Source organism: Paenibacillus sp. GCM10027628 (assembly GCF_042676385.1).
Taxonomy (GTDB): domain Bacteria; phylum Bacillota; class Bacilli; order Paenibacillales; family NBRC-103111; genus Paenibacillus_E.
The window spans coordinates 700,224-726,085 of the sequence record NZ_JBHTHA010000002.1 but is presented as its reverse complement, the minus strand read 5'-3'; the positions used below and the strand labels follow the sequence as shown (position 1 = coordinate 726,085).

Annotated in this window: 24 protein-coding genes; 17 read left to right on the top strand and 7 right to left on the bottom strand. The window is 46.1% G+C overall.

Annotation, left to right across the window (positions count from 1 at the left end; translation table 11 throughout):
• Window positions 1-8: 8 nt before the first annotated feature.
• Genes ACFQZT_RS04370 through ACFQZT_RS04360 form a run of 3 tightly spaced genes read right to left on the bottom strand, consistent with a single transcriptional unit; the run spans window position 9 to window position 3,768 of the window.
• Window positions 9-1,124 (bottom strand): Ger(x)C family spore germination protein, encoded by a 1,116-nt coding sequence (locus ACFQZT_RS04370; RefSeq protein WP_379296910.1) that lies wholly within the window; start codon window positions 1,122-1,124, stop codon window positions 9-11.
• Window positions 1,121-2,221 carry a GerAB/ArcD/ProY family transporter gene (locus ACFQZT_RS04365; protein WP_379296908.1) on the bottom strand — a complete coding sequence of 367 codons (1,101 nt, stop codon included), beginning with the start codon at window positions 2,219-2,221 and terminating at the stop codon, window positions 1,121-1,123. Before ACFQZT_RS04365 ends, ACFQZT_RS04370 begins: the two co-directional genes overlap by 4 nt.
• Entirely contained in the window at window positions 2,218-3,768 is a 1,551-nt protein-coding gene (locus tag ACFQZT_RS04360; protein WP_379296906.1) for a spore germination protein, read from the bottom strand. Before ACFQZT_RS04360 ends, ACFQZT_RS04365 begins: the two co-directional genes overlap by 4 nt.
• Before the next feature lie 194 nt (window positions 3,769-3,962).
• Here ACFQZT_RS04360 and ACFQZT_RS04355 point away from each other — a divergent pair, with 194 nt between their 5' ends.
• From ACFQZT_RS04355 to ACFQZT_RS04325, 7 genes are all read left to right on the top strand, one after another.
• Window positions 3,963-5,183, top strand: coding sequence for a hypothetical protein (locus ACFQZT_RS04355; RefSeq protein WP_379296904.1), 1,221 nt, complete (start codon window positions 3,963-3,965; stop codon window positions 5,181-5,183).
• Window positions 5,184-5,557: 374 nt separating this feature from the next.
• Entirely contained in the window at window positions 5,558-6,880 is a 1,323-nt protein-coding gene (locus ACFQZT_RS04350) for an ABC transporter substrate-binding protein (protein ID WP_379296902.1), read from the top strand.
• A 45-nt stretch (window positions 6,881-6,925) separates the two neighbouring features.
• The gene (locus ACFQZT_RS04345; RefSeq protein ID WP_379296900.1) at window positions 6,926-7,813 is read left to right on the top strand and encodes a carbohydrate ABC transporter permease; all 888 of its coding nucleotides are present in this window, start codon (window positions 6,926-6,928) and stop codon (window positions 7,811-7,813) included.
• A complete protein-coding gene (locus ACFQZT_RS04340) occupies window positions 7,810-8,643 on the top strand; it encodes a carbohydrate ABC transporter permease (protein WP_379296898.1) in 834 nt (277 codons plus the stop codon). The genes ACFQZT_RS04345 and ACFQZT_RS04340 overlap by 4 nt, the downstream gene beginning before the upstream one ends.
• A 40-nt stretch (window positions 8,644-8,683) precedes the next feature.
• The gene (locus ACFQZT_RS04335; RefSeq protein WP_379296896.1) at window positions 8,684-10,516 is read left to right on the top strand and encodes a cache domain-containing sensor histidine kinase; all 1,833 of its coding nucleotides are present in this window, start codon (window positions 8,684-8,686) and stop codon (window positions 10,514-10,516) included.
• Window positions 10,509-11,297: a response regulator gene (locus ACFQZT_RS04330; RefSeq protein WP_379296894.1), complete on the top strand. Its 789-nt coding sequence runs from the start codon at window positions 10,509-10,511 to the stop codon at window positions 11,295-11,297. The genes ACFQZT_RS04335 and ACFQZT_RS04330 overlap by 8 nt, the downstream gene beginning before the upstream one ends.
• Before the next feature lie 51 nt (window positions 11,298-11,348).
• The gene (locus tag ACFQZT_RS04325; RefSeq protein WP_379296892.1) at window positions 11,349-12,512 is read left to right on the top strand and encodes a Gfo/Idh/MocA family protein; all 1,164 of its coding nucleotides are present in this window, start codon (window positions 11,349-11,351) and stop codon (window positions 12,510-12,512) included.
• Window positions 12,513-12,822: 310 nt separating this feature from the next.
• On the opposite strand, the gene ACFQZT_RS04320 is transcribed toward ACFQZT_RS04325, so the two are convergent.
• The gene (locus ACFQZT_RS04320) at window positions 12,823-13,227 is read right to left on the bottom strand and encodes a CBS domain-containing protein (protein ID WP_379296890.1); all 405 of its coding nucleotides are present in this window, start codon (window positions 13,225-13,227) and stop codon (window positions 12,823-12,825) included.
• 232 nt (window positions 13,228-13,459) lie between these two features.
• On the opposite strand from ACFQZT_RS04320, the gene ACFQZT_RS04315 reads away from it, so the two are divergent.
• Window positions 13,460-13,633 (top strand): hypothetical protein, encoded by a 174-nt coding sequence (locus tag ACFQZT_RS04315; RefSeq protein ID WP_379296888.1) that lies wholly within the window; start codon window positions 13,460-13,462, stop codon window positions 13,631-13,633.
• On the opposite strand, the gene ACFQZT_RS04310 is transcribed toward ACFQZT_RS04315, so the two are convergent.
• Window positions 13,608-13,775: a hypothetical protein gene (locus ACFQZT_RS04310; protein ID WP_379296886.1), complete on the bottom strand. Its 168-nt coding sequence runs from the start codon at window positions 13,773-13,775 to the stop codon at window positions 13,608-13,610. The two genes, ACFQZT_RS04315 and ACFQZT_RS04310, sit on opposite strands and share 26 nt — an antisense overlap.
• Window positions 13,776-13,978: 203 nt before the next feature.
• Here ACFQZT_RS04310 and ymzB point away from each other — a divergent pair, with 203 nt between their 5' ends.
• Window positions 13,979-14,425 (top strand): protein YmzB, encoded by a 447-nt coding sequence (gene ymzB, locus ACFQZT_RS33995; RefSeq protein WP_483874871.1) that lies wholly within the window; start codon window positions 13,979-13,981, stop codon window positions 14,423-14,425.
• A 170-nt stretch (window positions 14,426-14,595) separates the two neighbouring features.
• Window positions 14,596-14,994 carry a MerR family transcriptional regulator gene (locus ACFQZT_RS04300; RefSeq protein WP_379296882.1) on the top strand — a complete coding sequence of 133 codons (399 nt, stop codon included), beginning with the start codon at window positions 14,596-14,598 and terminating at the stop codon, window positions 14,992-14,994.
• 65 nt (window positions 14,995-15,059) lie between these two features.
• On the opposite strand, the gene ACFQZT_RS04295 is transcribed toward ACFQZT_RS04300, so the two are convergent.
• Window positions 15,060-15,947 carry an NAD(P)-dependent oxidoreductase gene (locus tag ACFQZT_RS04295; protein ID WP_379296880.1) on the bottom strand — a complete coding sequence of 296 codons (888 nt, stop codon included), beginning with the start codon at window positions 15,945-15,947 and terminating at the stop codon, window positions 15,060-15,062.
• 160 nt (window positions 15,948-16,107) lie between these two features.
• On the bottom strand, window positions 16,108-17,487 hold the full coding sequence (locus ACFQZT_RS04290) for a stalk domain-containing protein (RefSeq protein WP_379296878.1): 1,380 nt from the start codon (window positions 17,485-17,487) through the stop codon (window positions 16,108-16,110).
• A 176-nt stretch (window positions 17,488-17,663) separates the two neighbouring features.
• On the opposite strand from ACFQZT_RS04290, the gene ACFQZT_RS04285 reads away from it, so the two are divergent.
• The 7 genes from ACFQZT_RS04285 (at window position 17,664) to ACFQZT_RS04255 (ending at window position 25,851) form a co-directional block, all read left to right on the top strand.
• Window positions 17,664-17,891 (top strand): hypothetical protein, encoded by a 228-nt coding sequence (locus tag ACFQZT_RS04285; RefSeq protein WP_379296876.1) that lies wholly within the window; start codon window positions 17,664-17,666, stop codon window positions 17,889-17,891.
• A 178-nt stretch (window positions 17,892-18,069) separates the two neighbouring features.
• Window positions 18,070-18,996 carry an ArsR/SmtB family transcription factor gene (locus ACFQZT_RS04280; RefSeq protein WP_379296874.1) on the top strand — a complete coding sequence of 309 codons (927 nt, stop codon included), beginning with the start codon at window positions 18,070-18,072 and terminating at the stop codon, window positions 18,994-18,996.
• A gap of 231 nt (window positions 18,997-19,227) precedes the next feature.
• Complete coding sequence (locus tag ACFQZT_RS04275) at window positions 19,228-20,577, top strand: type 2 periplasmic-binding domain-containing protein (RefSeq protein WP_379296872.1); 1,350 nt, start codon at window positions 19,228-19,230, stop codon at window positions 20,575-20,577.
• Window positions 20,578-20,662: 85 nt separating this feature from the next.
• The gene (locus ACFQZT_RS04270; RefSeq protein ID WP_379296870.1) at window positions 20,663-21,604 is read left to right on the top strand and encodes a carbohydrate ABC transporter permease; all 942 of its coding nucleotides are present in this window, start codon (window positions 20,663-20,665) and stop codon (window positions 21,602-21,604) included.
• A complete protein-coding gene (locus ACFQZT_RS04265; RefSeq protein WP_379296868.1) occupies window positions 21,605-22,411 on the top strand; it encodes a carbohydrate ABC transporter permease in 807 nt (268 codons plus the stop codon).
• A 3-nt stretch (window positions 22,412-22,414) separates the two neighbouring features.
• Window positions 22,415-23,452, top strand: a complete 1,038-nt coding sequence (locus tag ACFQZT_RS04260; RefSeq protein ID WP_379296866.1) for a hypothetical protein — start codon at window positions 22,415-22,417, stop codon at window positions 23,450-23,452.
• Window positions 23,449-25,851, top strand: coding sequence for a family 43 glycosylhydrolase (locus tag ACFQZT_RS04255; protein ID WP_379296864.1), 2,403 nt, complete (start codon window positions 23,449-23,451; stop codon window positions 25,849-25,851). Before ACFQZT_RS04260 ends, ACFQZT_RS04255 begins: the two co-directional genes overlap by 4 nt.
• Window positions 25,852-25,862: the final 11 nt, after the last annotated feature.

Below are 25,862 nucleotides of genomic sequence, written 5' to 3'. Positions count from 1 at the left end.
CCTCACCATCATCCCCAAGTACCTTTTCCCTTAATCGTTACTTTCGTAGAAACATGGATGGAGGCTTTGGCAAACTCTTCCTCCCAGTTATTCTCTACCTTTTTCCATTCCTTGTTCTGACTACCTCTTGCGTAAATCCCGAAACCGACCGGATCTATTGCGTTTTTTTGGAATTTTTTAATTAATTTTTCGACTTCTTTGGTGATTTCTTTCGCGATGTGATCCTCGAATTTTTTGTTGTTTTCTTTGATGTCCATGTCAAATGTACGTTCCGTGATCGATACGTTGAGCTTCAGTTTGACATCGATATCAAACCTCCCGTTCGTGTAAGAGATTTTAAATTTCGGTGACGTATGTTGCACATTAAAGCTGAGCCTCGGCTCGATCACACTCCCACTATTCGCTTGTTTTGGCGCCGGAATGGTCAGAGATAGACTTTTTTTCATCTCGCTCTTTAATAACAGCAGCAAGGCGCTTTCCTGAAGCCGGAGCAATGTCTTGTAGTTTCCTTTTTCGTTTAAAACCGCAGATCCCTTGACTTCGATCTCTTTTACTTTCTTGATCTCGGTAATGGAAGCGGTCACCCCTTTGTCGTCCATTTGCCGATGTAAATCCTGCAAGGTTCGTTTCACTGCGATGTTCCGTTTATTCGAGGTATCGATCAACTCGGCCAAATGGTAGGGCAGAAGCGGCTTGTCCTTCGGATCGAAATCGAATATCTCGGCAACGGGGCCGTCAACGGCTAGCACCCTCGCGGTGACGTTGAAATGGACGTCCCGATAAACGATATCGAGGAGGGGGAACCAATCTTCGTGCTGCAGCAGCCGTTTGCTTAAGAGAACGACCTGTAATTTCCCTGCAGTAGCCATTCCCGTTACCATTGAATCGAGCCTTGCTCTCGCTTGTCGGATCGATTTGACCTTGACGCCGAAATTTTCCACCTTCTTCTTGGCTGTTTTGCTGAATACCGGACTGGCTACATATACGATCAAGTTGTCCTTGTCGTCCAGATCGAATCCAACCATTAATGTGAGCGTCATGTCCTCCAAATCCAGCCGGTCCCAGCACCCGGTCAGCAAAACAACTACTGTCAGTATCAAGAAAGCGGACCGCAGGCGCCTCATGTCATTCGCTCCCCGCGAATCAGCTTACGGAATCGTAGGTATACCCACAAACAGAGAGGCAGTCCGATCGCATACGCCATACCGGTATTGTTCCACAATTTCCCCATTTTTTGAACTTGCACATAGCTCGGAACGAAAAAGACCGAGAAGGCTAATACAGCTAATACGGCCACGTTAAGAAAAGGGCGATGGTCCTGTTTGCCGAAAAGCTGGCTGAGACTGAATACGGAAAAAAATGCGTACGGAATTGCCGTCGTTGACAATACGAATAGATATATGGTGAGAAATACGATGTCAAAGCGTTCCAGGTACGAAAACTCGACTACCCGGAACATGGTTAAGGTCGGCCATGTAATCTTTGTTATTTCATCCGGGCTGAAGAGAACATAGCTGACGACTGTCGGTACGAGAAAAAACAGCAAGGAAAGCGTATTCGCAACGACAATGCCGACTGACGCATACTGTTTCTTGGTCAAAAACGGATACAGCATCAGCGCGTTTTCAAAGCCTAAAAACGACAAAAATGTTGTTTTAACCGCAAGGAAAATGTCCATCCAACCTTCTTTCAGCACTGGAGATAAATAAACCAAATGGCTGTCTTTAAGCGGGAACAAGAAGAATAAGAGCAGCAGAAGCATCAGAAAAAACATCAGTTCCGTATATCTGGCCATAATGCGTAAGCCATGGCTCGCGAGTAAATACCCCGGAATCATGAACAAAAGCATGAGCATATACATGGGTGTTTCGGGAAGAATCCACGCCTTCAAGATGCCGAAGGCGGTGTAGGTAACGGTAAGCGAGCCGATTGCGAAGTAGACCGCGGATAGCAGCGCTCCCGCTTTCCCAGCCCACTTTCCAAAATGAAAGGAAAGCAGGTCAATCAGCGTTCCTTCCGGATAACTCTTCATGACTTGGATGATGATTAAGCTGATAGCAATGGATAACAACCAGCCAAATAGAATCGAAATCCAGCCATCCGTGCCCGCTATCTTCGCCAAATCGCTGGGGAGCGACAGAACGCCGATCCCCACTTGTGATCCGTTAATCAAAAAAATATACTGCATCGTTGTAATTTCGTTAAACGCATATTTTTTCATTTTCCGTCACCTTTAGGCCGTTTGTGGCCTTGTCGTCTCGATTGAATTGCCCTGGATAGTTTGGGACGAGTCACCATGGTCCAAATCGGAAATCGAATTATAAAATCTTTCCAATCGCTGTAACGCATTGGGGCGAACGGACTGCCGTAAGGCGTCCCGAGCGATTCCAGCGCAATCAAATGGATAATCAGCGTCATTGCACCGACGGCGATGCCGATGACGCCGAACATAGAGGCGAGCAGCATCATCGGAAAGCGGATCAGCCGAATGGCCGCGACCATATCGAAACTGGGAATAATAAACGAAGCGATCGCCGTAGAGGCGACAACAATAACCATCATATTGCTAACAAAGCCGGCTTGAACGGCAGTCTGGCCAATGACAATCCCCCCGACGATGCCGACGGTTTGTCCGATCGGAGCCGGCAGACGGATCCCGGACTCTCGCAGCAGCTCGAGCGTAATTTCCATGAGCAATGCCTCAAGAAGCGGTGGAAACGGCACGCGAGCGCGGTATTCTCCGACAGACAATATGGCCTTGAGGGGAATAATCTCAATGTTGTACGATATGGAGGCAATATATAGCGCAGGCAAAAATACCGCGATGAAAAAAGCAATAAACCGCAGCAGACGGATGAAGGATGCAATCGGCCAGCGGGTGCTGTAATCGTCAACGCTTTGCAGGAATGAGATAAAGGTGGCGGGACCGATCAATACTCCCGGAGAGCGGTCGACTACAACGGCGATCCTGCCTTGCAAAATTTGCGAAGCTGCTGCATCGGGCCGTTCCGTTGTCATTAACTGCGGGAAGGGCGAATACGGATTATCTTCAATAAATTCCGCCAGTTCCCCCGTATTCAGGATGGCGTCGACCTCCACCTGTGAGATGCGGTCCTCCAATTCTTGAAGTACATCCGGGTGAACAACATCGGCCAAATACAAAAGGGTTACAAACGACTGTCCACGGGTACCGACTACCATCTGTTTGCTTTTCAATTCGCGATTTTGAATGTAGCGGCGAATCATCGCAATGTTTTGCGTGCCGGTTTCGACGAAGCCTTGATGCGCCCCCTTTAACGAAGCTTCGATTTGAGGATCTTCAATGGCGCGCTGCGGCCAGCCATGCGTATCCAATAAATACGCTTCTGACCGCCCTTCGATAAATAGGACGCTGCCCCCGCGAAGAATGGAAAGCTCCACCTGATCCCAGGTTATCGCGGTTTGTACATTGCCTAGGCTTACCCATTGAGTCGGGTTGGGGTCCACGGTCCCTTCGATCATAAGCGGATACAGTACATTGTTATTTAGCCCATTAAGATCCGTCAAACCGCTCAAGTACACGATCATTGCTTGTGAATCCGATGGTTTGACCGTAAACTCGCGGATGACCAGATCGGTCATCACACTAAAGATACGGTTCAGTTCCGCCTTATTAACAGGCAGTTCCGGACTGATAGCCCCCAAATTGGAATGGACCGCTTGTTCACTCTTTCGTTGAGGAACCGTTTTTCTTCTTGTGTCGATCAGCCACTTCAGCAATGCCCGCATTATTCCTCATCCCGTTAATCAACGATTTTTTTTAGTATGTAATTGGGTTGGGAAAATTATGTATTTGAACATTATTGATCCATAGTTAGGCCATCTTTTGTTTGACTCGGAGATTATTCTATAATTAAGTTATTACTTTCACTTGATTGATGAGGTGGGGAAAACTGTCTGGGTATTCTTGGAAGGAAATTGTGATGGAAGCAGTCCAAAGCGGGCGGGATGTGATCAGCTTGTACCTCGCAATTTCGGACGGCTCTTGTGATGCGAAAGACTGCATGACTAACGAATTAGTGGAAGCCTTGCAAAGCGTCATTTATGCGCTGGATGACCGATGGAATGAAAGTAGAAGGAAGCCGTCGGCTTTAATACTCGGTGATAATGCTTTTTATGAGACGGCGCGCGGAGATAACTTTATTCGGCTTGCATCGTACGGCACGGCTGACCTTTTCGGGATTACACCGGCCACGCGGGCATCAGGCAGTATGGCCCAATTGGTTAGCGATACCCGGGACTTGGAGATCCTTCGGGAACGGCTTGCGAAGATGCCTGTCAGGACCGTCATGGCATACGAGCGGTTTCTTAACGCACTGCTGGAAATCCCGGCTTCCGTATGTATGGAGTGGGCTGCGCCTAACGGTGAACAAAAATCTGCAGAATTGAACGTCCAACAGGTTCAAAGAAGTTGCGCGTTTATCAATGAAGTCACCATAACGGAGGTTTCTATTCACGTTAAGGGCAGCTTAACCGCAATGAATCTGGCAAAGAGAACATTCCACATGGAATCGGAAGACGGCCACTCCTATAAAGGTCGGCTATCGAATGGAGTCTTGCAGCAATACGGTCGTAAAGATAATTTTTTAGTTCTACCTGTCAAGGCGGAGGCAGTTATTGAAAGAAGAACAACCTTTCAGGCTAGCATGAATACGGAGTCATTCATTGATATTCTTTTAGAGTTTGACACGAATGTGGGTATAGATATCCGAGAAACCTTATATTCACTAAAGGCGCTCTATGGCCGTTTGGATACGTTCGTAGAACGCGACAGCGATTTCGTTTCCAGTCCGGGCATCTCGATTGCTGACTTTACGGAGCTTACTGAAATGATCGCTGCGCTAGTCTGCAGCCATCCGATGAAGGGGGCACGCCGTGTGCTGGACCCCGCCGATGTTGCGGAGGCTCACAATCTCTTGGCGGCAGGAAGGCCGATCTGCAAGTTGGTGAAGTTTAGAACGCAAATGCTTCCTGCAAATGATGACTTTGCGGATGAATACAATTTAAGTTCGACAGTTTATTCGGTGCAAAGGAAGGAGTCTGACAAGCTAGCAAAGCAATTTGCTGCTGCCTATCCTGATATTGAGAAATTGCTGAAGCGGATGTTGAAAATGATTAATGCGCTAGAGGCTGCTGCAATTTAGAGCTAAATGGGTTACGCGCAGCTTAGACACATTGTATTTGTTGTCGGAAGTGGTAATTCCGATTTTCTACCTTTGACTCTACCTGTACGCTCTGTTTCTGAGCCGCAGGTAGATTTTTTTAATGTTATGCACATAAATGTTAGAATATATGACATGTAATTAAAAGTCGAAGTATAATAATTTCAACAAAAACGAAGCTTGATCATTTTGAAATCAAAAAAATGTAATCGCAATCATGGTTGTCAAGATTGAAATTTTTTTATGAAACAAACAAAAATTAGATAATAAAAACAAATCTACGCCATTTCAAAGTAGTGTGCATTAACTTAACATGAAATTAGGTGAACCACCACAAATAGTCAGGGGGAAAAGGGATGAAAAAAGTATTAACGATTGCTTTGGTCATAACTGCATTTGCAGCGTTGCTTGAGGGATGTTCCGGAAAGCCGGCGAATGACGGGAATGCGCAGACGAGTACGCCAGCCACTCAAAAGAACGGGAGTACTACCGCTCCTGATCCGGGGAAAGCGGCAGCGGGACAGAACGGGGAAATTAAAGGGGATATCACATGGGCGACCCATAGAACCGAGCTGGTCGAAACCGATTTGAAAAAGTACGTGGATAATTTTAAAAAGTTATACCCGGGTGTCAATGTGAAAATCGAAGGGTTGAAAGATTATGAGCAGACGATGCGGGTCAGGATGGCTGCAAATGAGTTGCCCGATGTATTGTCATTGATAAAAACAAAGCAGGAAGAGCTTCCGAAGTTTTATGAGCCGCTGGACGATCTCGGACTGAGCGACAAAATTTATTTCAAAGAAATTAGTTCTTTCAATGGCAAGCTGTACGGCATCTCCCAGCAAGTGGCTTTTAACGGTCTTGTGTACAATAAAAAAGCGTTCGAGAAAGCCGGCATCACGTCACCGCCTACTACGCTAGATGAGCTATTTGCGGATTCAGCCAAGCTGAAAGCAAGCGGGATCGTCCCGATGGCTACCTCATTCAAGGATGGATGGACGCTGCAATACTGGACGGATCCGGCTGAATTCATTTACGGAAACACGGGTCTTCGAAACGATAAAATCAAAACGGATACGCCTTTCACGCTGGAGGGTCCATATGGCAAAGGTTTAGGCATTCTTAAACAGCTGAGCGACAAAGGATATCTGGAAAAAGACCTATATTCCGCGAACTGGGATCAAACCCAAAAAGATATCGCAACCGGAAAAACCGCGATGATGTACATCGGTAACTGGTTCTTCTCCAACCTGATCAAAAACGGGCTGCCTCTTACGGACATAGGATTTGCTCCACTGCCTTACGACAACAGCGGAACGTTCAAAGGCATGATGCGCGATGACTGGGCTTATGCGGTTAGCGCAACAAGCAAAAATAAACCGGCTGCCAAGGCATTCATCAAATTCATGCTGGAACAATCCGGGGATTATGCGGATCATATGATCATCTCGCCGATTAAGGATCAAAAGCAAAGTATTCCGCAGCTCGACCAGTTCATGAGCAGCAAGCCGGCCATGATGGAAGCACAGGCGATTAACACAGATGTGGATGCGATTGAGAAAAAGATGCAGTTCGATCCGTTCAAATTCATTCAAGAAGCGATCGCCAAAGATATGAAGACGGTTTTCGACGATTACAACAAAAAATGGAGTACGTCCAAAGCGGCATTGAACAAATAACGCAGATCGTACGCGTACGTAGGAGAAGCAGAAAGAGGAGCCGTGATGGTCAAGAATTTATCGTATAATCAGCAGAAACGGATTCTAATCGTTCTGTTTCTGTTGATACCGCTGACGTTGTTAAGCGTGTTTACCATCTACCCCGCCCTTTATTTATTTTATTTAAGTCTCTTGTCATGGGACGGCTACAGTCCGGAGAAAACATGGGCAGGCATTGATAATTTCAAAGAATTGTTTGCGAACAAAGAGATATTGTCCGTCTTCTCGCATAATTTCGTTTATTTGCTCTGGGGATTGCTGCAGAACGCGCTTGGGTTATTTTTCGCTTTGCTGTTGAATTCCAAGCTCAAGGGACGCAACGTGTACCGGGTGATTTTGTTCATGCCCTATATCATGAACGGCGTCGCTGTCGCCTACATGTTTAATTATGTGTTCAATTCCGAGTACGGTTCGCTGAACGCGATTCTGCAAGCAATCGGCTTTCATGATTTGGCTATCAGCTGGTTCGGTTCGCCGAAGCTTGTCAATCATGTGCTTGGCTTTATTAATCTTTGGAAATTCATGGGCTTCTCGATGGTTATCTATCTGGCCGCTTTACAATCCATTTCCTCTGAAATGCTGGAAGCGGCCAAAATGGACGGGGCGTCCTGGCTGCAAACCGTTTGGCGCATCATTATGCCCAATATCGTAAGGGTTATCGAATTGAATCTCTTCCTGACCGTTATCGGCGCCTTGGAAGTGTTCGACTTGCCGTTTCTCCTGACCAAAGGCGGCCCCCTCGGCGCAAGCGATACATTCGTGACCAAAACGGTCGGCACCGCCTTTTCCTTTAACAATTTCGGTCTTGCCTCGGCGATGAGCGTAACCCTGATTGCGGCCGTCATCGTTCTGCTCAGCTTGCAAAGGGTCATCATTCGGAGGTGGGAACAATGATTATGCTTAAGCAGCGACTTTGGGGTCTCGTGAAGCACGGCGTATTGTGGTGCGCCGTCTTCATCATTTTTTTTCCGCCGTATATACTTGTGCTGAATGCATTTAAAAGCAAAGAGGAGTTTTCGCAAACCAGCGTGTTCAAGCTGCCGGCAAGCTTCTTACATTTCGATAATTTCGCGATTGTGATTCAGCGGGCACATTTGAACATGGCCTATTTAAATACGGTAATCATTATTGCGGCAGCCGTGATCGGCAATGTCGCGATCGGTACAATGGTAGCCTATATTCTCGGACGATTCGACTTCAAGCTGAAAAGCGCCATTATGGGCGCTTATATCGCCGCATCGTTTATTCCGATGATCACCACGCAGGTGGCTACGTTTACTGTCATCAAAAATCTGCATTTGTACAATTCTTTATTTGCGGCCATTATTCTGCATCTTGGGACGGATGTATTGCAGATTTTCATCTACCTGCAGTTTATCCGTAACATCCCCAAGGAACTCGACGAGTGCGCGATGATGGAAGGCGCATCTTTGTTTAAAATCTATAGAATGATCATTTTTCCGCTTCTCGCTCCTGCTATCGCTACGGTTGTCATCATTAAAACCATCAACATCTATAACGATATGTTTATCCCTTATTTGTATATGCCTTCTAAGGAATTGACGGTCGTATCGACAAGTTTGATGAACTTTTCATCAGAGCGAAGTACGGAATGGGAGTTGATGTCGGCGGCGATTTTGATGATTATGGTTCCGATTGTGGCTCTCTACTTGTTTTTTCAGAAATATGTATTTGCCGGGATCGTGAACGGGGCAGTAAAATAGCTGTAAAACCAAGTGGCTATTGCAGTTAGGAGGTAACGGCATGCAAGGGGAATATCGTCGCAGCAAGAAATTGACCTCGGACAAATTATGGGTCTCATTTACAAACCTGAGCATGCAGCAAAAGCTATTGATCGTATTTCTTGTTCTCGTTACGCTGCCGATCATGCTGGTGAGCTACGGCTCATCCTATTACTACTCCCGTTCAATCCAAACGAGCACAACGGCCTACGCGACGGAAATCACGTCCAATATGATGACGAAGCTCGACGATTACGTCACGGATCTGTACAACATGTCGGAGATGCCGCTGTACAATAGCGATTTTTTGTACTGGCTGGAGGATCCGAATATGGGGCTGGATAAACAGCAATCCATGGACTTGTATGTGGCGAATTTGAATAAAATCAAACCCGATACGGTATCCGTATATGTGTTCGACCGGTATGGCAATGTTTATTACAATATCAAATCGACTGGAATCCGGAGCAATCTGGGCGAGGTCAAAGCCGTGTGGGAGGAAATGGCCCAGGAGGGAGACGGACGCCCTAGACTGGTAAGTACACAGGCTGTATCGACGGACGATAAGGTTTCAACTTACTATGCCTTCTCGGTAATCAGGCAGTTAAAGCGGCTTTCGGACATGGAGCCGATCGGATTTATCGCGTTCGATACGAACATCAATGCGATTAACCGGACAATTCAGGATGTTGATCAGGTGACGAAAGGGAAGACTGTCCTGGTGGATGAAACCAATAGGGTCTTATACGATAGCGATCAACGGATGATAACCCGCGATTTATCGACGGACGAGTCGATTCGGAATGCGACGACGAGCCGGGGTTCGTTTCCGATCCGTATGGACGGAAAATCTTACATTTGCACGTACGCCAAATCCGCATTGACGAATTGGAAAATGTTCGTCTACATTCCTTTGGAGGAAGCGACGAAGCAGTCGACGGTTACACGTAATTATACGCTATTAGCCACCATTGCTTTTATCGCTTTCGCTTCTTTTATTGCTATTGCCATCTCTTACGCCCTGACCAGACCGCTAAGGAAAATCAAAAAGCTCATGCAGGAAGTCCAGCTCGGCAACCTGGATGTAAGATTCAACCCGAAGTACCGGGACGAAGTCGGATTGCTAGGCAAGCATTTCGATACGATGATCGTTCGAGTGCAAAATTTGCTCGACGAAGTCAAGTTTACGCAAGCCCGTAAGAAGGAAGCTGAGTTTACTGCCCTTCAGAACCAGATCAATCCTCATTTTATCTACAATACATTGGAAATGATCCGGATGAGGGCGGAGATCAACGACGACGAAGAAGTCGCGGAAATGACTTTTATACTTGGGAAGCTGATGCGATACGGCATCAATCACGGCAATCAGATTGTAACGGTTCGCAGCGAACTTGAACATCTGAATAATTATGTCATTCTTCAAAATTTGAGGTTCTCGGGCAAATATAAGCTTACCATTGACGTTCCGGAAGAGTTGTACGACTATCCGTGTATGAAATTAATGTTTCAGCCGATCGTTGAAAATTCGATCCATCATGCTTTTAAGAATAAGGTAGGAAATGGAATCATCCGCATTTACGGTGCCCGCCAGGGCATGCATATTGTATTTACGGTGACGGATGACGGCAATGGCATGGACGAACAGTCGTTGAAAACGCTTAGAGAGCACATCTCCGGTATTCGCTTGATCCAGTCGGGCCGAGGAATCGGGCTGCGAAACGTAAATGAACGGATCAAGATCCAATATGGAGAGAATTACGGGTTGCGCGTGGAAAGCAAAGAAGAGTTTGGAACTGCAATTACAATACGTTTGCCGGAAAATTTAATGCTGGAAGAGGTGTCCGAACATGCTTAATCTCATGATTGTGGATGACGAGGAACACATCCGGCAAGGGATCGACAAAATTTTAAGCAAATATTCCGGGGAACTGCGCGTTGTGGGCTTGCACGCAAACGGGCTCGAAGCACTTGTGCACATATCGGGGATGCAGCCGGACGAACTTGATGTGATTATTACGGATATCGAGATGCCTGTTATGGATGGGCTGAGCTTTATCGAGCAGGCCAAAAGGAAAATGCCGAATGTATTTGCCATTATTCTTACCGGCTATAATGATTTCGAATACGCCAGGCAATCTTTGCGGGTTGGCGCTGCGGATTATTTACTGAAGCCAATGGACAAAAATGAACTGTTTCGGCTTCTTAACCGCTGCGAGCAAGGGAAAACAGGCGAAGGTGAAGGCCGTGGCGGCCCTGTCCAGGCTGCTGCCGATGCGTCAACTGGAGAGAATGGGGTTGTCGAGAAGATTCGCAAACTGTTGGAGAAAGAATACAACCGCGAGCTCGATCTCAAATATATCGCAAATAAAATCGGCTACAACGCGAGCTATATCAGTAAAGTGTTCAGCCGCGAAGCGGGAGAGACGATTACGGATTACATGAATCGGATCCGGCTTAAAAAAGCGAAACAATTTTTGCTGGATCACCCTGATTTAAAAGTATATGAGATTGCCCATTTGTCTGGATATCCCGACAAGATTTACTTTCAGAAACTGTTTAAAAAAACGGTCGGGTTGACTCCCCGCGAATATCGGGAGCGCAAGCTGGGTTATTTGGACTTCGCCGAAGAGAGTTGATCATGCACATCATTGCACAAGCTGGCGATTGCAAGGAGTGAAAAGAATGGTATGGGGATTAAAATAGGAATCATCGGCTTTGGAATCCGAATGAACACGTTTGTTGATCGACTTTTGGAACTTGATATGGGTGTAGAAATTGTCGCTGTAGCGGATGTCGATCTGCCGAAAACGAAATCTCTACTGGCTGCAAAGGGTTTAGACTCATTCAGCATGCAATACTTTATGGATGCCGACGAAATGTTGGACAGCATATCGCTGGATGGGGTTATGATCGGCACGCGCTGCACATTGCACACCGAAATGGCGGTTAAGGTTATGAAGCGAAATATTCCGCTGTTTCTGGAAAAGCCGGTCGCAACGACGCCGGAAGAGCTTGCACGGCTAAGGCTGGCATCGGCTCAATCAACCAGCGAGACGGTCGTTTCGTTCCCGCTTCGATTCACGCCGCTCGTCCGGTTAGTTAAAGACATCGTCGATTCCGGGAAACTGGGGACCGTGGAGCATGTGCAAGCCGTTAACAATGTGCCGTACGGCGGCGTTTATTATCATAGTTGGTATCGTGACGATTCGCTTACTGGCGGATTGTTTTTGCAGAAAGCGACTCATGATTTGGATTATATCAATTATTTGCTCGGTTTGCGTCCGACCGTCATCAGTGCGATGCAGTCGAAGCGAGTCTTCAAAGGAAACAAACCGGCGAATCTGGCATGTGTAGATTGCGAGGAGTATCGCTCCTGTCCAGAAAGTCCGTACGTGTTGAAGAACTTCAAGCATGAGGAAGTGACGGGGGACATGTGTTCTTTTGCCGTCGATACGGGAAATCATGACTCTGCGAGCCTGATGATTCGATACGAATCGGGGATGCATGCCATATATTCGCAAAATTTTTATGCAAGAAAATCGGCAGCTTTACGAGGAGCCCGCTTGATCGGTTACAACGGTACCGCGGAATTCGATTGGTATCGCGACGAGGTTAGCGTATTCATGCATCATACACCGCGCGTAGAAACATACCGTTTGGAAACGGCTAAACTTCCCCATTTTGGCGGTGATACGGCCTTGGCGCAAAATTTCATTGGCGTACTGCTAGGGCGAGAGAAGTCCCAAGCTCCGCTTTCATCGGGTATTCTCAGCGCACTCATGTGCATGAAGGCAGAGAAATCGGCTGTAACCGATACGTTTCAGAATATCGAATCGGTTGAAGCCCAGTAGCTGGCAAGATGCTGATTGTGTGGCTGTACCTGCTCTTGGGAGTCCGTCCATTCGGCCTTACTTCCACCTTTTGAGAACATCGTTCGCTAATAGCGTCCGGAGAGACGCTAAAAGGGGAGGAATCCCCGTCTAGGGATCGATTAAAGAACAAATGACCATATATAGAGAACATCGTTCTTTATATATGGTCATTTGTTCTTTCGAGCCCCGTTTGGGTCATTTCTCCAATGAAATTGCGTCCAACTGGGCGCTAATAGCGACTTTATTCCTTAATCAGCTGAAGTGTCCCTCAAATACCTGACAGGCTTCATCAATCGGTTATGTTTCTCATGTAATATTCAATTATATCTTTTCGACGAATAATTCCTATGAAAATATTTTCGTCATCCACAACCGGAACAAAATTTTGATCGGCTGCCAGCGCCAGCATATCCTCCATGTGTGCATTAATCGAAACGGACTCATTATGAATATGCTTTTCGATTTCGCTAACAGGTACTTGATGCAAGTTATCAAAATCAATTCCTGGTTTATTCTTTAACATCCACAACAGGTCACCTTCCGACAATGTACCTGCATATTTCCCGTCACTATCAACAATGGGTAGTGCTGTGTAATAGTGATGTTCTAATTGTTCTAACGCTTCTCGCATGGAAGCTGACAATGTGATATAGGCAACTTTGTCTTTGGGTAATAGAAAAGAGGCTATTTTCATAGTAATATTCTCCTTTTCCCTGAAATTTCAATTAACGTTAAGTTCATTAAATCATAAATATCTTATAAAGGCATTGAAAGATGTTTCCATTCATCCGCGCTTACACTAAAAGATAAACGAAGCAGGGGGTCAATAGCAAAGTGCTATATATGATCTAGTCTCTAATATTACCGTATAATATCATTTTTTTAAATACACGTATAACCCTAACATGTTTTTGAGGAGGAATGATATGAAGAAGGTATGGAGCCCGATGGCGGCGATAGAGGGGGAAAAGTCAGCACAACAGCGATCGAGTATCTGCAAATCGCAGATAAAGATCGCTGTTTTTTCGGTAACCATGACTAAAGTTGCCCTGGCTCAATTAGGGCAACTTCCACTTAAGGAGATTGCTGCTCAAAGTTAGATGCGGGGTTGCCATAAGTTTCGAATTTTTCGTCGCCGATGATATCGACAAATTCTTTCGCTCCTTCGGGAACGGGGAGAATTTCCGATGCTTCTACGGCTGTATCCAGATTGTCGATTTCTTCACGCGTTTCTCTGTTCATATTGAAAACTCCTTGTCATTTGATAGCGATATTATGAGCCAAAGATTGCGTCTTTTATACATTTTTTGCCGGAATGCTCTGTTCGAAGCGAAACAGATATAGTTGCGGTACGCGTCTTGGGTGAAAGGTGGCAGCATCCTACGAGGGCAGACAGTAGACAATCAATTTAGGGAATATGGAGAAGCGGGCGTTGAAATTTCGTCTTGCTTCCTCATAGCCGGTACTCCCAATCACCGAATAAATACGCCTTGATAAGACACAATAGGATTTGTGATTTTAAGTTTGAAGAAGCTGGGAGTGGATACGCTTTGGAGGAACTAACGATACAAGAAGTATGCAGCTGGTTCGAGGCCAATCGGGAGAAGTGCATCATGATTAAAAAAGAAGAACAACAAGACGTAGACCGGATAGAAATTGAACTGCAGGATGTTGGATTAATGGGGTATTCGGACACCTTAGACGCTTATCTATCCAAACAAGCGATTGTTCTTCGTGGGAGCGGGAGTGTTGAGACCCATAATGGCACAAAGCAGATACTTCCCGAAGATAGTTACGAAATCCCGTACAGAGAAAGTTTTCATGGGGTTCAAAATGAAAAAGGCATAGAAATTCAGACTGAGTCTGCCAATTACTTCATTACAACTCTATAGCAGGTAGAAGAGCTTGGGTTTATCCCCGGGCTCTTCTTTCTTTAAATTCATCTTGGCTGGATGGAAGAGGAAGTATTAAAATATCTGTAGAACCGCAGTTAGATTTTTATTGTTTCATGCTGCCGTCATGTATACTTTTCATTGATCATCTTTCAAAGGAGGCCATTGATTTGAAAATAAGTCAATTATCCAAAATAACCGGTGCCAGTACCCGATCCATCAGGCATTATGAGAAGAAGAAGTTAATTACTTCTGTGCGCCTTGAAAACGATTATCGGGAGTTCGATGATTCTGCCATTAAACGGATCAGAATCATTCAACTCTATTTGGGATTGGGGCTAACAACCGAGCAAATTGAGGCCATATTGTCTGGTGAGGATAATGGTCCCGATGACTATGTATTTTGTGAAGAAATGCTAGATACCTATCAAGAAAAGCTGGATCAAATCAACAGTCAGATTAGTGCATTGGAAGTTGTCAAGCATCGGCTGGATAAACAAATCATACATTTTGCAGAAAAACGAGGAATGACAAAAACGGAACTTCCTCTTATTGAAGCAACGAAATAATGAAATAAAGAAAGATCCCGGCTCTTATTAAGAACCGGGATCTTTCCCTTTGTCATTTCAAAGCGTCATACCGCAGACTTCCCGAAAATTTCAATCAGGCTGGTGAAGCTGTCGCCGGAGTGGCCTTTTGCCATACCGCGCTTGAAGATCTCCAGAACCGCGGCTGGCAGGGAGGTGTCGATGCCGGCATCACTGGTGGTGTGAACGACATGCTCGACGCTCGCCACGCCCATTGCTAGTCTGTCTACATCGCCGGGATGCTCGCCTGCGTCGATGCGCGGCGTGTAGAACTTGAGGAACTGCGGCAGCGAGGAGAACGTCGCAGATGCATAGGGCAGGAATTGCTCTGCCGTGATGCCGTTCGCATTGGCCACCGCAGTGGCGTGGAGGTAGCTGAGCATCGCTGTCCAAAAGATATCCATCTGGATCTGGTAATATAGCGCAGCAAGTCCCGGGTCCTCCCCACGATAATCGGTACTTGTCAGCACCTCCAGAATCTCTTTGCTCACCTCGAAGACATCTCTCGGGCCACTGTAGAAAGTAGAAGACTCCGGCTTGCCGATTCCTGAAGGCGGAGTCTGCACGCCTCCGGTGAGATGCCGGGCTCCCCTGGCGCTCAACCACCTAGCTGCCTCGCGGGCTTTCTCTGGGGTGTCCGAACTCAAGTTGATGATAACCTTGCCGGACAGGTGCTCTGAAGCCGGTTCGAGGATGGCGTACATTGCATCGTAATCCGTTAGGCTTAAGATTACCAACTCATTGGCGGCTAGTGCTTCGTTGACCGTGGCTGCCCGGATGGCACCCTTTGCAACAAGTTCGTCTGCCTTGTTCGGGGTCCTATTCCACAAGGTCACCTCGTGGCCATGATCCAGGAACACGTTCGCCATTGCCTGTCCCATCGGGCCTAGTCCGATGATAGTCACCCTTGAATGGGCACCGGAATTTGTTTTCATTGGAAAAACTCCTTTCATATGAGCTTAACCACATACTAGAGTATGGCACTAGTGTCAATGTCAACAATAATTTGTCATACGGATTTTTATTTTGCGAACGAAACAAGGAAGCCGATTCTCATTCACTCGAGAACCGGCTTCCTTGTTTTTTTCTGTTTGGTTAGAAGCCTGGGTTGAGATCCCAGCTCATGAAGTTGAGCGTCGGACCATAGTTGGCGTCGAATCCGTAAGCATCGAAGTGCACCTTGCCGCTCTCGTACACTTTTGCCGTCACGTAAGCATAGTCCCGGTCAAGCGGGTTTTTCGTCGGTTTCTTTGCTTCGAACGGCGAACCGCCGGAACCTACGACCACTTGATAGGCGCTTCCGTTATTAGGACGGCTTACATTGAAGATGTGCTCATGGCCGCTAAGATACGTCGCTTTATGGTCTTGAATCACCTTCCAGAAGGCATTTGCCGCATCCATATCCGCATCAAGGCCGCTCACTTTAGCTGAAGAATCGTAGTAGTATGTATAGGCCAATTTATGGCCAAAGACGAATGAGTGCTTCAAGCCGCGCGCTTTAGCATTATCTAAGTCTTTCGCCAGCCACTCAGTCGGGGCATGCGAATCGTTGCCGGTCGGATCCGTGTTAAGAATAACAAAATGGGATCCCCGATAATCGAAGGAATAATCAAGCTGCTTCTGCTGCGTTGTAATGTGGTCGGCACCGATCTGCGGATAGTTGTTCGGATCCCAGCCTGCGATTTGGTCGCCTAGAATTTGTGCGAATCGCTTTTCGTCCACGATGATATCGCCCATGTTATCACGCCAAGTGTTTTCGTTCGCAACCGTTGATTTTTTTACCGTCTGCCCCTTGTCGTCCTTATAGTTGTCTTGTGTCTCATGGTTGCCGGGCACCGGGAATACGTACATGCCATGCTCAAATGCCGTACCGACAACACCGCGCCAGAAGGCATACTCACGGTTAAGAATGTTCACGTCGGAGTTCGGCGTATAGCCCATAATCATATCGCCGTTATAGAACAGCATGTTGGATTTCTGAGCTTGCATTTCATCCAGCATGCGAGTAAGCACCTTCGTGTTGACCAGCCATTTCAAGTCCTGAGCAGAGGCGTCGGTCACCGTATCGTCAATGCGGCAGTCGCCGACGGACGAAAATGTAAACAACAGTTTATCGGTATTTTTCATCACGTTCTGCAGTTGCTTCAATGTTGCATCCGATACTAGCGTTGCGCCATTCGCCATGTAAGGTGCTTTGTCCAATTTAACAGCTTGTCCATTGATCGTCGCATCGGTCGATCCGATTTTCAAAACGGCCAACGTACCGCCAACGTCGATCGTGATCGACTGCGTGTCCGCTGTCCAACCAAGCGTGCCGTTCAGGCTCTCGATCGCCGGGCGCAGCGAAGCGTCAGCCAGTGCCGTAGCCGTAACTGCCTTTCCGTTGTCTGCTGCAATCGCCGACGGTATGCCCCAGCCAAGCAGCGCTGTTCCTGTCAATGTAACTCCCAACCATGTTCTCAATGTCTTTTTCATTGAATGGTTCCTCGCTTCTTAGTAAGATTTACTAATTTTAAACTACATCGCGAATGTGAACGCTATTTCATAATCTTGTAAAGCGAATGTTAATTTTGTGTTCATCGTAATATCAGAAATTGTGGACACACTTACTATTGTAAGTAAAATTTCAATGGATAAGGTGGAGAAGGCAGATGAAACCTATTAGTAAGAAGCTCATTGTAGGGACAGTAGCAGCAAGTGTAGTGTTGGGCAGCGGATTTGTAGGACAGTTACATAGAAGTGCATTTGTGCATGCCGCGGGAACTTTATCTCCTCAAGTGACGACAGATTCCGACATTGTTGAACAACAGGAACACGATCATGAAGCTGCCGGTGATGCGACTGGTGAAGATCAAGAGGAAACAGAAGGCGAAGAATAAGCAAAGCAATGCGAAACTGAAAGCTTGAACACACGTATAAAAAGGCTTGAGCAGAAGTGATTTGGCTCAGGCTTTTCTTTCGTTTAATCTGGATGCGGCCAGTGTTTGATTGCATGGACTAAAGCTTATATTTGTTATATGATATATGTATTCATACAAAAAAATGGGAGTGAACTCGATGTTAGAGTTGAACATAAAAAATCCGGAAGAGCTTGTCCTCGTCGCTCATGCATTATCAACGGATTTAAGAGTTAACATTATCCAGCTATTAAATACAAAAAAACTGAACATTAATGAAATTGCCGACGCGCTTCAGATTCCCGTATCAACGGCAGCGTCCAATGTAAAGATATTAGAAAAGGCCCGGCTGATTGAAACCGAACTGCTGCCGGCAACCCGAGGCGCCATGAAAGTATGTACGAGGACTTACCATGACATTCATATTGTTTTAAATCCACAGTTTTATCATGATCGGCCCAATAATAATTGCTATGAGATCGAGATGCCCATCGGCTATTTTACGAATTGCCAGGTATCGCCAACCTGCGGGATGGCCAATACGGAAAAAATGATTATTCAGGAGGATTCGCCTGCCGGTTTCTTCCATCCTGACCGCTTTTCCGCCCAAATCATCTGGTTCCGTAAAGGGTTTGCAGATTATCGCTTTCCGCTGGAGCTTCCTAAAGGTGCGAAGATTTATTCCGTTCAATTCAGTCTTGAGATTTGCTCGGAAGCACCTAATTACGATAATAATTGGCCTTCGGACATCTCGTTTTGGGTAAACGGCGTTGATGTGGGAACCTGGACTTCGCCAGGCGATTTCGGAGGGCGCAAAGGAAAGTTGAATCCAGCCTGGTGGCCGGAAAATTCGACACAATTCGGACTCTTAAAAACGTTGAGCGTGGACGGAACAATGACAGCCATTGATAATGTCCAAGTATCTTCGGTCAACTTGCATCAATTAGGGCTTGAGCATAGCAGCTTCATCGACTTCAGATTAGGTGTTAAAGAGGATGCGACTCACAAGGGCGGTATTAACTTATTCGGCAACCAATTCGGGGATTACGGACAAGGGATCTCCATGAAAGTATTCTATACGGTTTAAAGAAAAGAAATCGAGCCATACAAAACAATAAAATTGTATGGTCCTGCCTTTATGAACAAAAACATTGTAACAATAAATGGATTTAGCACATTTTATACATAATTTTTGAAATAAATATTGACTAAATTGATTGTAAGCGTTATTATTCCCTTATAAGATACATAAAAACGGTTATAAATCATTATTTTTGTTTTATTTTGTATCTTGTAAATTAAAAAGGGAGCGATTGAATTGAAAACAAGAAAACTAGTAACGTCAATGCTAGGCGCCACGATGGCGGTATCTCTGTTGGCAGGTTGCTCAAGTAACGGTGGCTCAACCGCAACTCCAGCCAGCAGCGAAGCTCCAAAGAAAGAACAAGCTGCAGAAACGGCGAAGGTTGACACTAGCGGCGGTAAAAAAACCGAGCTTGTATTCTGGACGCTGTTTGCGGGCGGCGATGGCGATTACATGGATCAAATCATCAGTTCCTTTAACAAATCCCAAGACAGCATTTCAGTGAAAAATGTGAAGTTAGAGTGGGCCGAATATTACACCAAGCTGGTTACCGGCGTTTCCGGAGGTAAAGGGCCTGATATCGGAATCTCTCATACGTCCAAATTGCCTGAACTCATTAAAGCGGGCGTAGTAACCGAGCTGGATGCAACGGCTAAGACTATCAACTTGAACTGGGATAACTATAACAGCAATATTTTGAGCTCTGCGACAGTGAATGGGAAGCATTATGCAGTGCCGATCGATACGCACCCGTTCATCATGTATTACAATAAAAAGCATTTGCAAACAGCCGGATTGCTCGGCGCAGACGGTAAACCGACGCTGGAGCCGGGCGCTGACGGCTTCGTGAAATTTTTGACCACATTGAAAGAAAAGCTTCCTAAAGATGTAACTCCATTTGCATTTTCTAATAATGCGGATGATCCTTATCGGCTTTGGTGGGCGCTTTACTCTCAGCAAGGCGGGAATGACGTGATCTCCGATGACGGCAAATCCCCTGCGATTGATACGGATAAAGCGATTAAAGCCGCGAACTACATCAAGGACTTGTACTACACAAGCAAAGTTATCAAGCCGCAAGATCCGGATTTTTATAAAACATTCCAGAGCGGCAAGGGCGCAATCATGATGACAGGCGTTTGGGCTACTGGCACATGGGAGACAACGAAAGATCTTGATTTTGGTGCAATGGCGATTCCGAATATTTTTGGCAATACGAAAACATGGGGAGATTCCCACACGATCATCTTGCCTGTAACGGCCAAAGAAGATCCTAAGAAGCGTGAAGCTGCTCTTACATTTGCGAATTATGTGGCAGAAAAAGGCGGACAAATATGGGCGAAAGCAGGCCATATCCCGGCTAATAAAACGGTTCTCGATACTCCGGAATATAAAGGGTTAAAATACCGAAGCGATTATGCAAGCGTTGCAGGTGATGTTGTATTCCCTAAGGTGTCTGACAAAACATGGCCTAAAAATGACATTTTGAAAAAATACCTGGATGAGATTTGGTTGAATAAAACACCAACTGACGCTGTATTCAAGAAGATCGATGGAGAGTTAAAAACGTTACTTGCCAAATAAGTGCTGTTTGATAAACAAGGTAACAAGCTTGAAGTGCTGATGACTTCAAGCTTGTTACGTTCAAGAAAGCGGGGAACGAGGCGGCATGATTACGAATGAGGTTGAATTCAAGAAAGCAGCTGTCAGGGTGAGCGCCAAAACAAAAGCAAGGCAGTGGCGGCTAGACATTTTGGGCTTTTTATTTCTTTTGCCTTTTTTGGTCGGTTACGCGTTGTTTACGATATTCCCGATGATTAAAGGACTCCAGATGAGTTTGTATAACTGGACGCTGATTAAGAGGATGGAGTTCATCGGTTTTGACAATTACATCGCTATGGTAAAGGATGCCAATTTCTGGCGTGCGCTTTGGCACTCCACGTACTTTGTTATCTTATCTACGCCAAGCATGCTGATCTTTGCTCTGCTGCTCGCCGTCATCGCCAATCAAAAAACGAGATTACAGAAATTTTTCCGCAGCGTCTTTTTCTTGCCTAGTGTATTATCGGTATCTGTCGTTTCGTATGTAGGCCTTTTCGTGATCCAGCCGTATACGGGATTTCTGAACAATTTACTTAAATTAGTCGGAATTCTTGCAGCGGATCAAGAGATTTTCTGGTTGACTGAATCCTCTTTAGCTTGGATCGCCATCACGGCCGTTACCCTTTGGTGGACGGTAGGCGTCAACATGATTCTCTACTTATCGGCCATGCAGGACATTCCTGACGATATTTATGAAGCTGGACGACTGGACGGAGCTACGGAGGGACAAATGTTTTTCAGAATTACGCTCCCCCTTCTGGGTCCCATTACGAAAACGATTTTGCTGCTCCAAATCATTGCATCATATAAAGTATTTTTGCAAATTTACATCATTACGCGTGGTGGACCCGGTACGGATACTCGGCCAATCATTCAGTATATTTACGAGGAAGGCATCAAAAACAACCATATGGGATATGCGGCAACGATGTCCTACGCGCTATTTGCCATTCTTCTTGTTCTTTCATTAATCCAACTGAGAATGAACGCCAAGAAGGAGGCGGTCTAGATGCGGGCTCTGCGTTTATCCTTATCGGTGCTTCTTGCACTGTTTTTCCTTGTTCCGATCTCATGGATGCTGATTGTATCTATAAAAGATGAAGGCATGAAAATTACAGGTGTACTGGATTGGTACAAACCGCCTTATACCTTAGAAACATATGCGTATATTTTTCGAGAAACGTCGCTGATGAGATGGATGTTCAATTCTCTTGTCGTTGCGGTTGTCGTCACGGTACTAACGCTATTGGTTACTTCGCTTAGTGCATTTGCTTTGTCCAAAATTAAGTTCCGTTATCAGAAGTTTATGTTCGTATTTATCTTAGCTGGACTTTTGATTCCAGGCGAAGCGATCCTCATTCCGCTCTATCAGGTTGTGAAAGAATTGGGATTGCTGGATTCTTATCTAGGTTTAATTTTGCCCGCGGTGGCTTCGCCGTTCGCTGTTGTCGTGCTGAAAAGCTTTTTTGATGCGGTTCCCAATGAGCTGCTGGAAAGTGCTGAGATAGATGGCGGGAGCAAGCTCAAGGTTTACGTCAGCATCGTAATGCCGCTAGCGAAACCGGCTCTAGCCTCCATTGTTATTCTTACGTTCATTGCCCAATGGAACAACTTCCTATGGCCGTTCATCGCAATTACTTCTGAAGAATTGTTTACGCTGCCGATGGGGATCCCTACTTTGATGTCGCAGTATTCGGAAGATTATGTAAGACCTATGGCCATTAATTCCGTATCCTCTATTCCCGTCATGGTTGCCTTCTTGTTCTTCGAGCGGCAAATTGTTAAAGGTCTGAGTTTTTCGGGGATTAAGGGGTAATTCATGAAGACGGAAAGAGATTACAGCATCGATATTTTTAAAGGGCTACTGGTTATCGGGATGGTTTACTGTCACATTTTGCAGTTTTTCAGTGATCCCGAAGTCTACACGGGAGCCCAGCGCGTGATAGATGTCGTTAATATAGTTACGTTTAGCGGCTTCGTATTCAGCTTCGGCTATGTTGGTCAATTGGCTTACTACAGTAAGCCGTTAAAAGCCGTTTGTGGAAGAATGCTGTCGACAGCTGTGAAAACGTTGATAGCCTTTTATATCTCAGGCACCTATTACCGGCTGTTCCTGGATCGCAAACCACTAACCTGGAGCACCGTCAAGCCTATTCTCTTGCTGCAGGATATTCCGGGTTGGTCGGAGTTTCTAGTCTCGTTCTCGCTGATTATGTTGGTCGGTCTGGCGTTATTTAAGCCTTTGACTTGGCTTATCGAGCGAAAGCTCATCTTTTGGGTGGTCGTTCTTTTGCTGCTCATGACGACGTATTTTCCTTATGACAAAGTGACGATGAACCAGCTTGGTTTGCTAATCGGCTCCAGAAAGTTTGCCAGTTTCCCTGTGGTGCAATATTTCCCTTACTATTTGATCGGGATGTTTGTCGCCCGCTACAGGCTGGGCTGGAACTGGAAGCTTTTGGTGGGTTCATTCGTATCTACCGGCATATTTATCGCATACGTGACGGTGAAACATGGGCTTCCTGAACGATTTCCGCCTTCATTGTTTTGGATCCTAAGCTCTTCATTCTTGGTGTACATGTATTTCCTGGTTGCAAAAGTCCTGACATTAAAAATGAAGTATACGAAATTTTTAACCGTGTTAGGGCAAAATGTGCTGCTATATCTGCTTATGAGCAATATGATGATATTTACTTTGAAACATAATCAGGACCAGCTATTGCTGAGTACTGCAGAGGGCTTTGGGTTTGATGTGGGGATTCTTCTGCTAATCAGCTTTTTCATTCGGATCGCGATAAGTTCAAAGGTCTATCCTAGGTCGCCCCAAGTGGATAAAACGGGAGGGGTAAACCAATGAAGAGACTAGTGACTGTTATCGTTATGATCTGCTTGGGGGTTATATTAGCTTCATGTCAGGGAGTGGATCCAAAGCGGATGGATATTGAAGGTTGGCGCAAAGTTCCTACGTATAGTAATCCCATGCAACTGGCAGACGAGTGGGAGGATTATGGAATCGGCGATCCATACGTTCTTCGCTACAACGGCAAGTATTACTTATATTGCAGTACCCGGGACGACCAAGCGGGTGTGAAAGCTTGGAGCTCAACGGACTTGGCGAATTGGAAGCCGGAGGGGCTCGTTACAGAGGAACCGGCAACTAAGGCTGCCTATGCGCCTGAAGTCGTCTATTGGAACGGTTACTTTTATATGTACACGTCTCCTGGAGGCGGTGGACATTATGTGCTTCGCAGTGAAAGTCCTACAGGCCCATTTACGGTGCAAACGGATAATCTGGGGATGACGATCGATGGGTCGGTATTTATTGATGATGACGGAAAATGGTATTTTACGCATGCATCGGATCGAGGCATAGTGGCTAACGGAATGTCGGATCCCTACACGTTCGGGCCGGATAAGCTGATCCCGGAAGCCTTTTTGCAGCGCTGGACAGAGGGCTCATCGATTATAAAAAGGAACGGTAAATACTTGATCACCTATACCGGCAATCATGTGTTCAGCACAGGGTATCGAATCAATTACTCGATTTCGGATCAAGGCCCCTTAGGCCCTTACCGGACACCGGAAAACAACCCCTTCGTAATCAGCACGGATGATGATTTCAACGGGCTTGGCCATAGCTCAACCGTGTTAGGACCGGATATGGATTCGTACTATTTGGTATATCACAATCTGGTAGGGGCATCAACGTTGGGTCCGCCTGTCCGTAAGCTGAATATCGACCGTTTGCAGTTTAACGGGGATCGGATGTCTCTGCTTGGTCCTACCTACGCAATGAATCGGCCCATTGCCAAAATGCCTGATTTTCAGGCTGTAGAAGTAGTTCCCGGTAATACGGCAGGTTGGAAACAGAAGCAAGTGAAGGATAGAACGATTGTTGTGAGTGAAGCTAAGACGGAACAAACGTTTACGGCCGAGTATAACTTCCGTGCTGCGGCGGGTGCTGAGGAGTCAGCCCATATCGGTGTTTTATTTGCCTATGAGAATGAGAACAATTACATGTTTACGGAAACGGATTCGCGTAGTCACGAGCTGTCGGTGCAGAGTGTTAATGACGGAAAAGCGGTTGAACTTGGAAAAGCTCAACTTCCAAAAGATACGGATCTAAGTAAACTGCATACCATCCGCATATCCAGCGCCCAAGGGAAGATTCAGGTGTTCTGGGACAATATGCATAAGCTCGAGGTAGTAAAGCAGGAACACGGAGGGGGGATTGGCTACATGTACGCTGCCGATGCGAAGTCCGCTCCTGCCATGTTGTTCACCGCTTTTAGCAATGATGCGAACGGGAGCAGCGATGACGAAACCATTAAACCCGTGCCTGGAAATATTGAAGCTGTGCATTATTTGAAAGATAAGAATCGCGGGTATGCACAGTCATTATCCGATGAGCGTCCGGGGATCCCGGCGGATGACGGAAGCATGGCGGCTGTGTTGCCGAGAGCCGGAGATTGGCTGCAGTACGCGATTCAGGTCAAGCAGTCAGGGACCTATGGCATCGATATGGATCTGCTGCCAACCGATACGGAGACAACCATCGAGATTACGGCCGGTGACAATAAGCAGCGATTTGTTCTGCCAAAACGGAGCAAAGCCGATCAGACTTGGGAACATATGCGCATCGGCAGCATGGTCTTGAAAGAAGGCTTCGAGAACCTGAAAATCTCGATTGTGCAAGGCTCGCTTTCCTTCAAGACGATATCGTTCTATCCCGGTGGAACCGCGTTTTCTCCTATAGACAATGTGCCTAAAGGCATGGTGGGTATGTGGATTCCCACGGAAGGAGGTTATGAGACTCGCGCAAATGAATACATCAAAACTTTCGCGGGCAGCGAAGACTGGACGAATTACCGGATGGATGCCCAGTTTCATTTTAGGGAGATGCCTACAACGGATGCAGGCCTGCTGGTCAGATCTGTTCATGAATCTTACTACCCGCACCAAATTGAGGATGCTTTCACGGGTTATTATGCGTCTGTGAATCAAGACGGTCTTGCGCTGAAAAAAGTGAATTACGGGAAACAGGAAATTCTGAAAACCGTTCCTATGGATATTCTGAAAAATGTTACCTATCAAATGAGTGTTCAAGTTACCGGCAATCGGATTCGGATCTACTGGAACGGAACGTCGGATCCGGTACTTGATTATTATGATCCGCGGGCTTACACCCATGGAAAGATCGGCCTGCTTTCCAATCGTTCCGATATTATTTTTCATAAGGTTTCTGTGACGGAGTAATACAACACTGT

Excerpts from the sequence above, each read along its gene's own strand:
- ACFQZT_RS04370 (WP_379296910.1), bottom strand. The coding sequence starts at position 1,124 with ATGAGGCGCCTGCGGTCCGCTTTCTTGATACTGACAGTAGTTGTTTTG.
- ACFQZT_RS04365 (WP_379296908.1), bottom strand. The coding sequence starts at position 2,221 with ATGAAAAAATATGCGTTTAACGAAATTACAACGATGCAGTATATTTTT.
- ACFQZT_RS04360 (WP_379296906.1), bottom strand. The coding sequence starts at position 3,768 with ATGCGGGCATTGCTGAAGTGGCTGATCGACACAAGAAGAAAAACGGTT.
- ACFQZT_RS04355 (WP_379296904.1), top strand. The coding sequence starts at position 3,963 with ATGGAAGCAGTCCAAAGCGGGCGGGATGTGATCAGCTTGTACCTCGCA.
- ACFQZT_RS04350 (WP_379296902.1), top strand. The coding sequence starts at position 5,558 with ATGAAAAAAGTATTAACGATTGCTTTGGTCATAACTGCATTTGCAGCG.
- ACFQZT_RS04345 (WP_379296900.1), top strand. The coding sequence starts at position 6,926 with ATGGTCAAGAATTTATCGTATAATCAGCAGAAACGGATTCTAATCGTT.
- ACFQZT_RS04340 (WP_379296898.1), top strand. The coding sequence starts at position 7,810 with ATGATTATGCTTAAGCAGCGACTTTGGGGTCTCGTGAAGCACGGCGTA.
- ACFQZT_RS04335 (WP_379296896.1), top strand. The coding sequence starts at position 8,684 with ATGCAAGGGGAATATCGTCGCAGCAAGAAATTGACCTCGGACAAATTA.
- ACFQZT_RS04330 (WP_379296894.1), top strand. The coding sequence starts at position 10,509 with ATGCTTAATCTCATGATTGTGGATGACGAGGAACACATCCGGCAAGGG.
- ACFQZT_RS04325 (WP_379296892.1), top strand. The coding sequence starts at position 11,349 with ATGGGGATTAAAATAGGAATCATCGGCTTTGGAATCCGAATGAACACG.
- ACFQZT_RS04320 (WP_379296890.1), bottom strand. The coding sequence starts at position 13,227 with ATGAAAATAGCCTCTTTTCTATTACCCAAAGACAAAGTTGCCTATATC.
- ACFQZT_RS04315 (WP_379296888.1), top strand. The coding sequence starts at position 13,460 with ATGAAGAAGGTATGGAGCCCGATGGCGGCGATAGAGGGGGAAAAGTCA.
- ACFQZT_RS04310 (WP_379296886.1), bottom strand. The coding sequence starts at position 13,775 with ATGAACAGAGAAACGCGTGAAGAAATCGACAATCTGGATACAGCCGTA.
- ACFQZT_RS04295 (WP_379296880.1), bottom strand. The coding sequence starts at position 15,947 with ATGAAAACAAATTCCGGTGCCCATTCAAGGGTGACTATCATCGGACTA.
- ACFQZT_RS04290 (WP_379296878.1), bottom strand. The coding sequence starts at position 17,487 with ATGAAAAAGACATTGAGAACATGGTTGGGAGTTACATTGACAGGAACA.
- ACFQZT_RS04285 (WP_379296876.1), top strand. The coding sequence starts at position 17,664 with ATGAAACCTATTAGTAAGAAGCTCATTGTAGGGACAGTAGCAGCAAGT.
- ACFQZT_RS04280 (WP_379296874.1), top strand. The coding sequence starts at position 18,070 with ATGTTAGAGTTGAACATAAAAAATCCGGAAGAGCTTGTCCTCGTCGCT.
- ACFQZT_RS04270 (WP_379296870.1), top strand. The coding sequence starts at position 20,663 with ATGATTACGAATGAGGTTGAATTCAAGAAAGCAGCTGTCAGGGTGAGC.
- ACFQZT_RS04265 (WP_379296868.1), top strand. The coding sequence starts at position 21,605 with ATGCGGGCTCTGCGTTTATCCTTATCGGTGCTTCTTGCACTGTTTTTC.
- ACFQZT_RS04260 (WP_379296866.1), top strand. The coding sequence starts at position 22,415 with ATGAAGACGGAAAGAGATTACAGCATCGATATTTTTAAAGGGCTACTG.
- ACFQZT_RS04255 (WP_379296864.1), top strand. The coding sequence starts at position 23,449 with ATGAAGAGACTAGTGACTGTTATCGTTATGATCTGCTTGGGGGTTATA.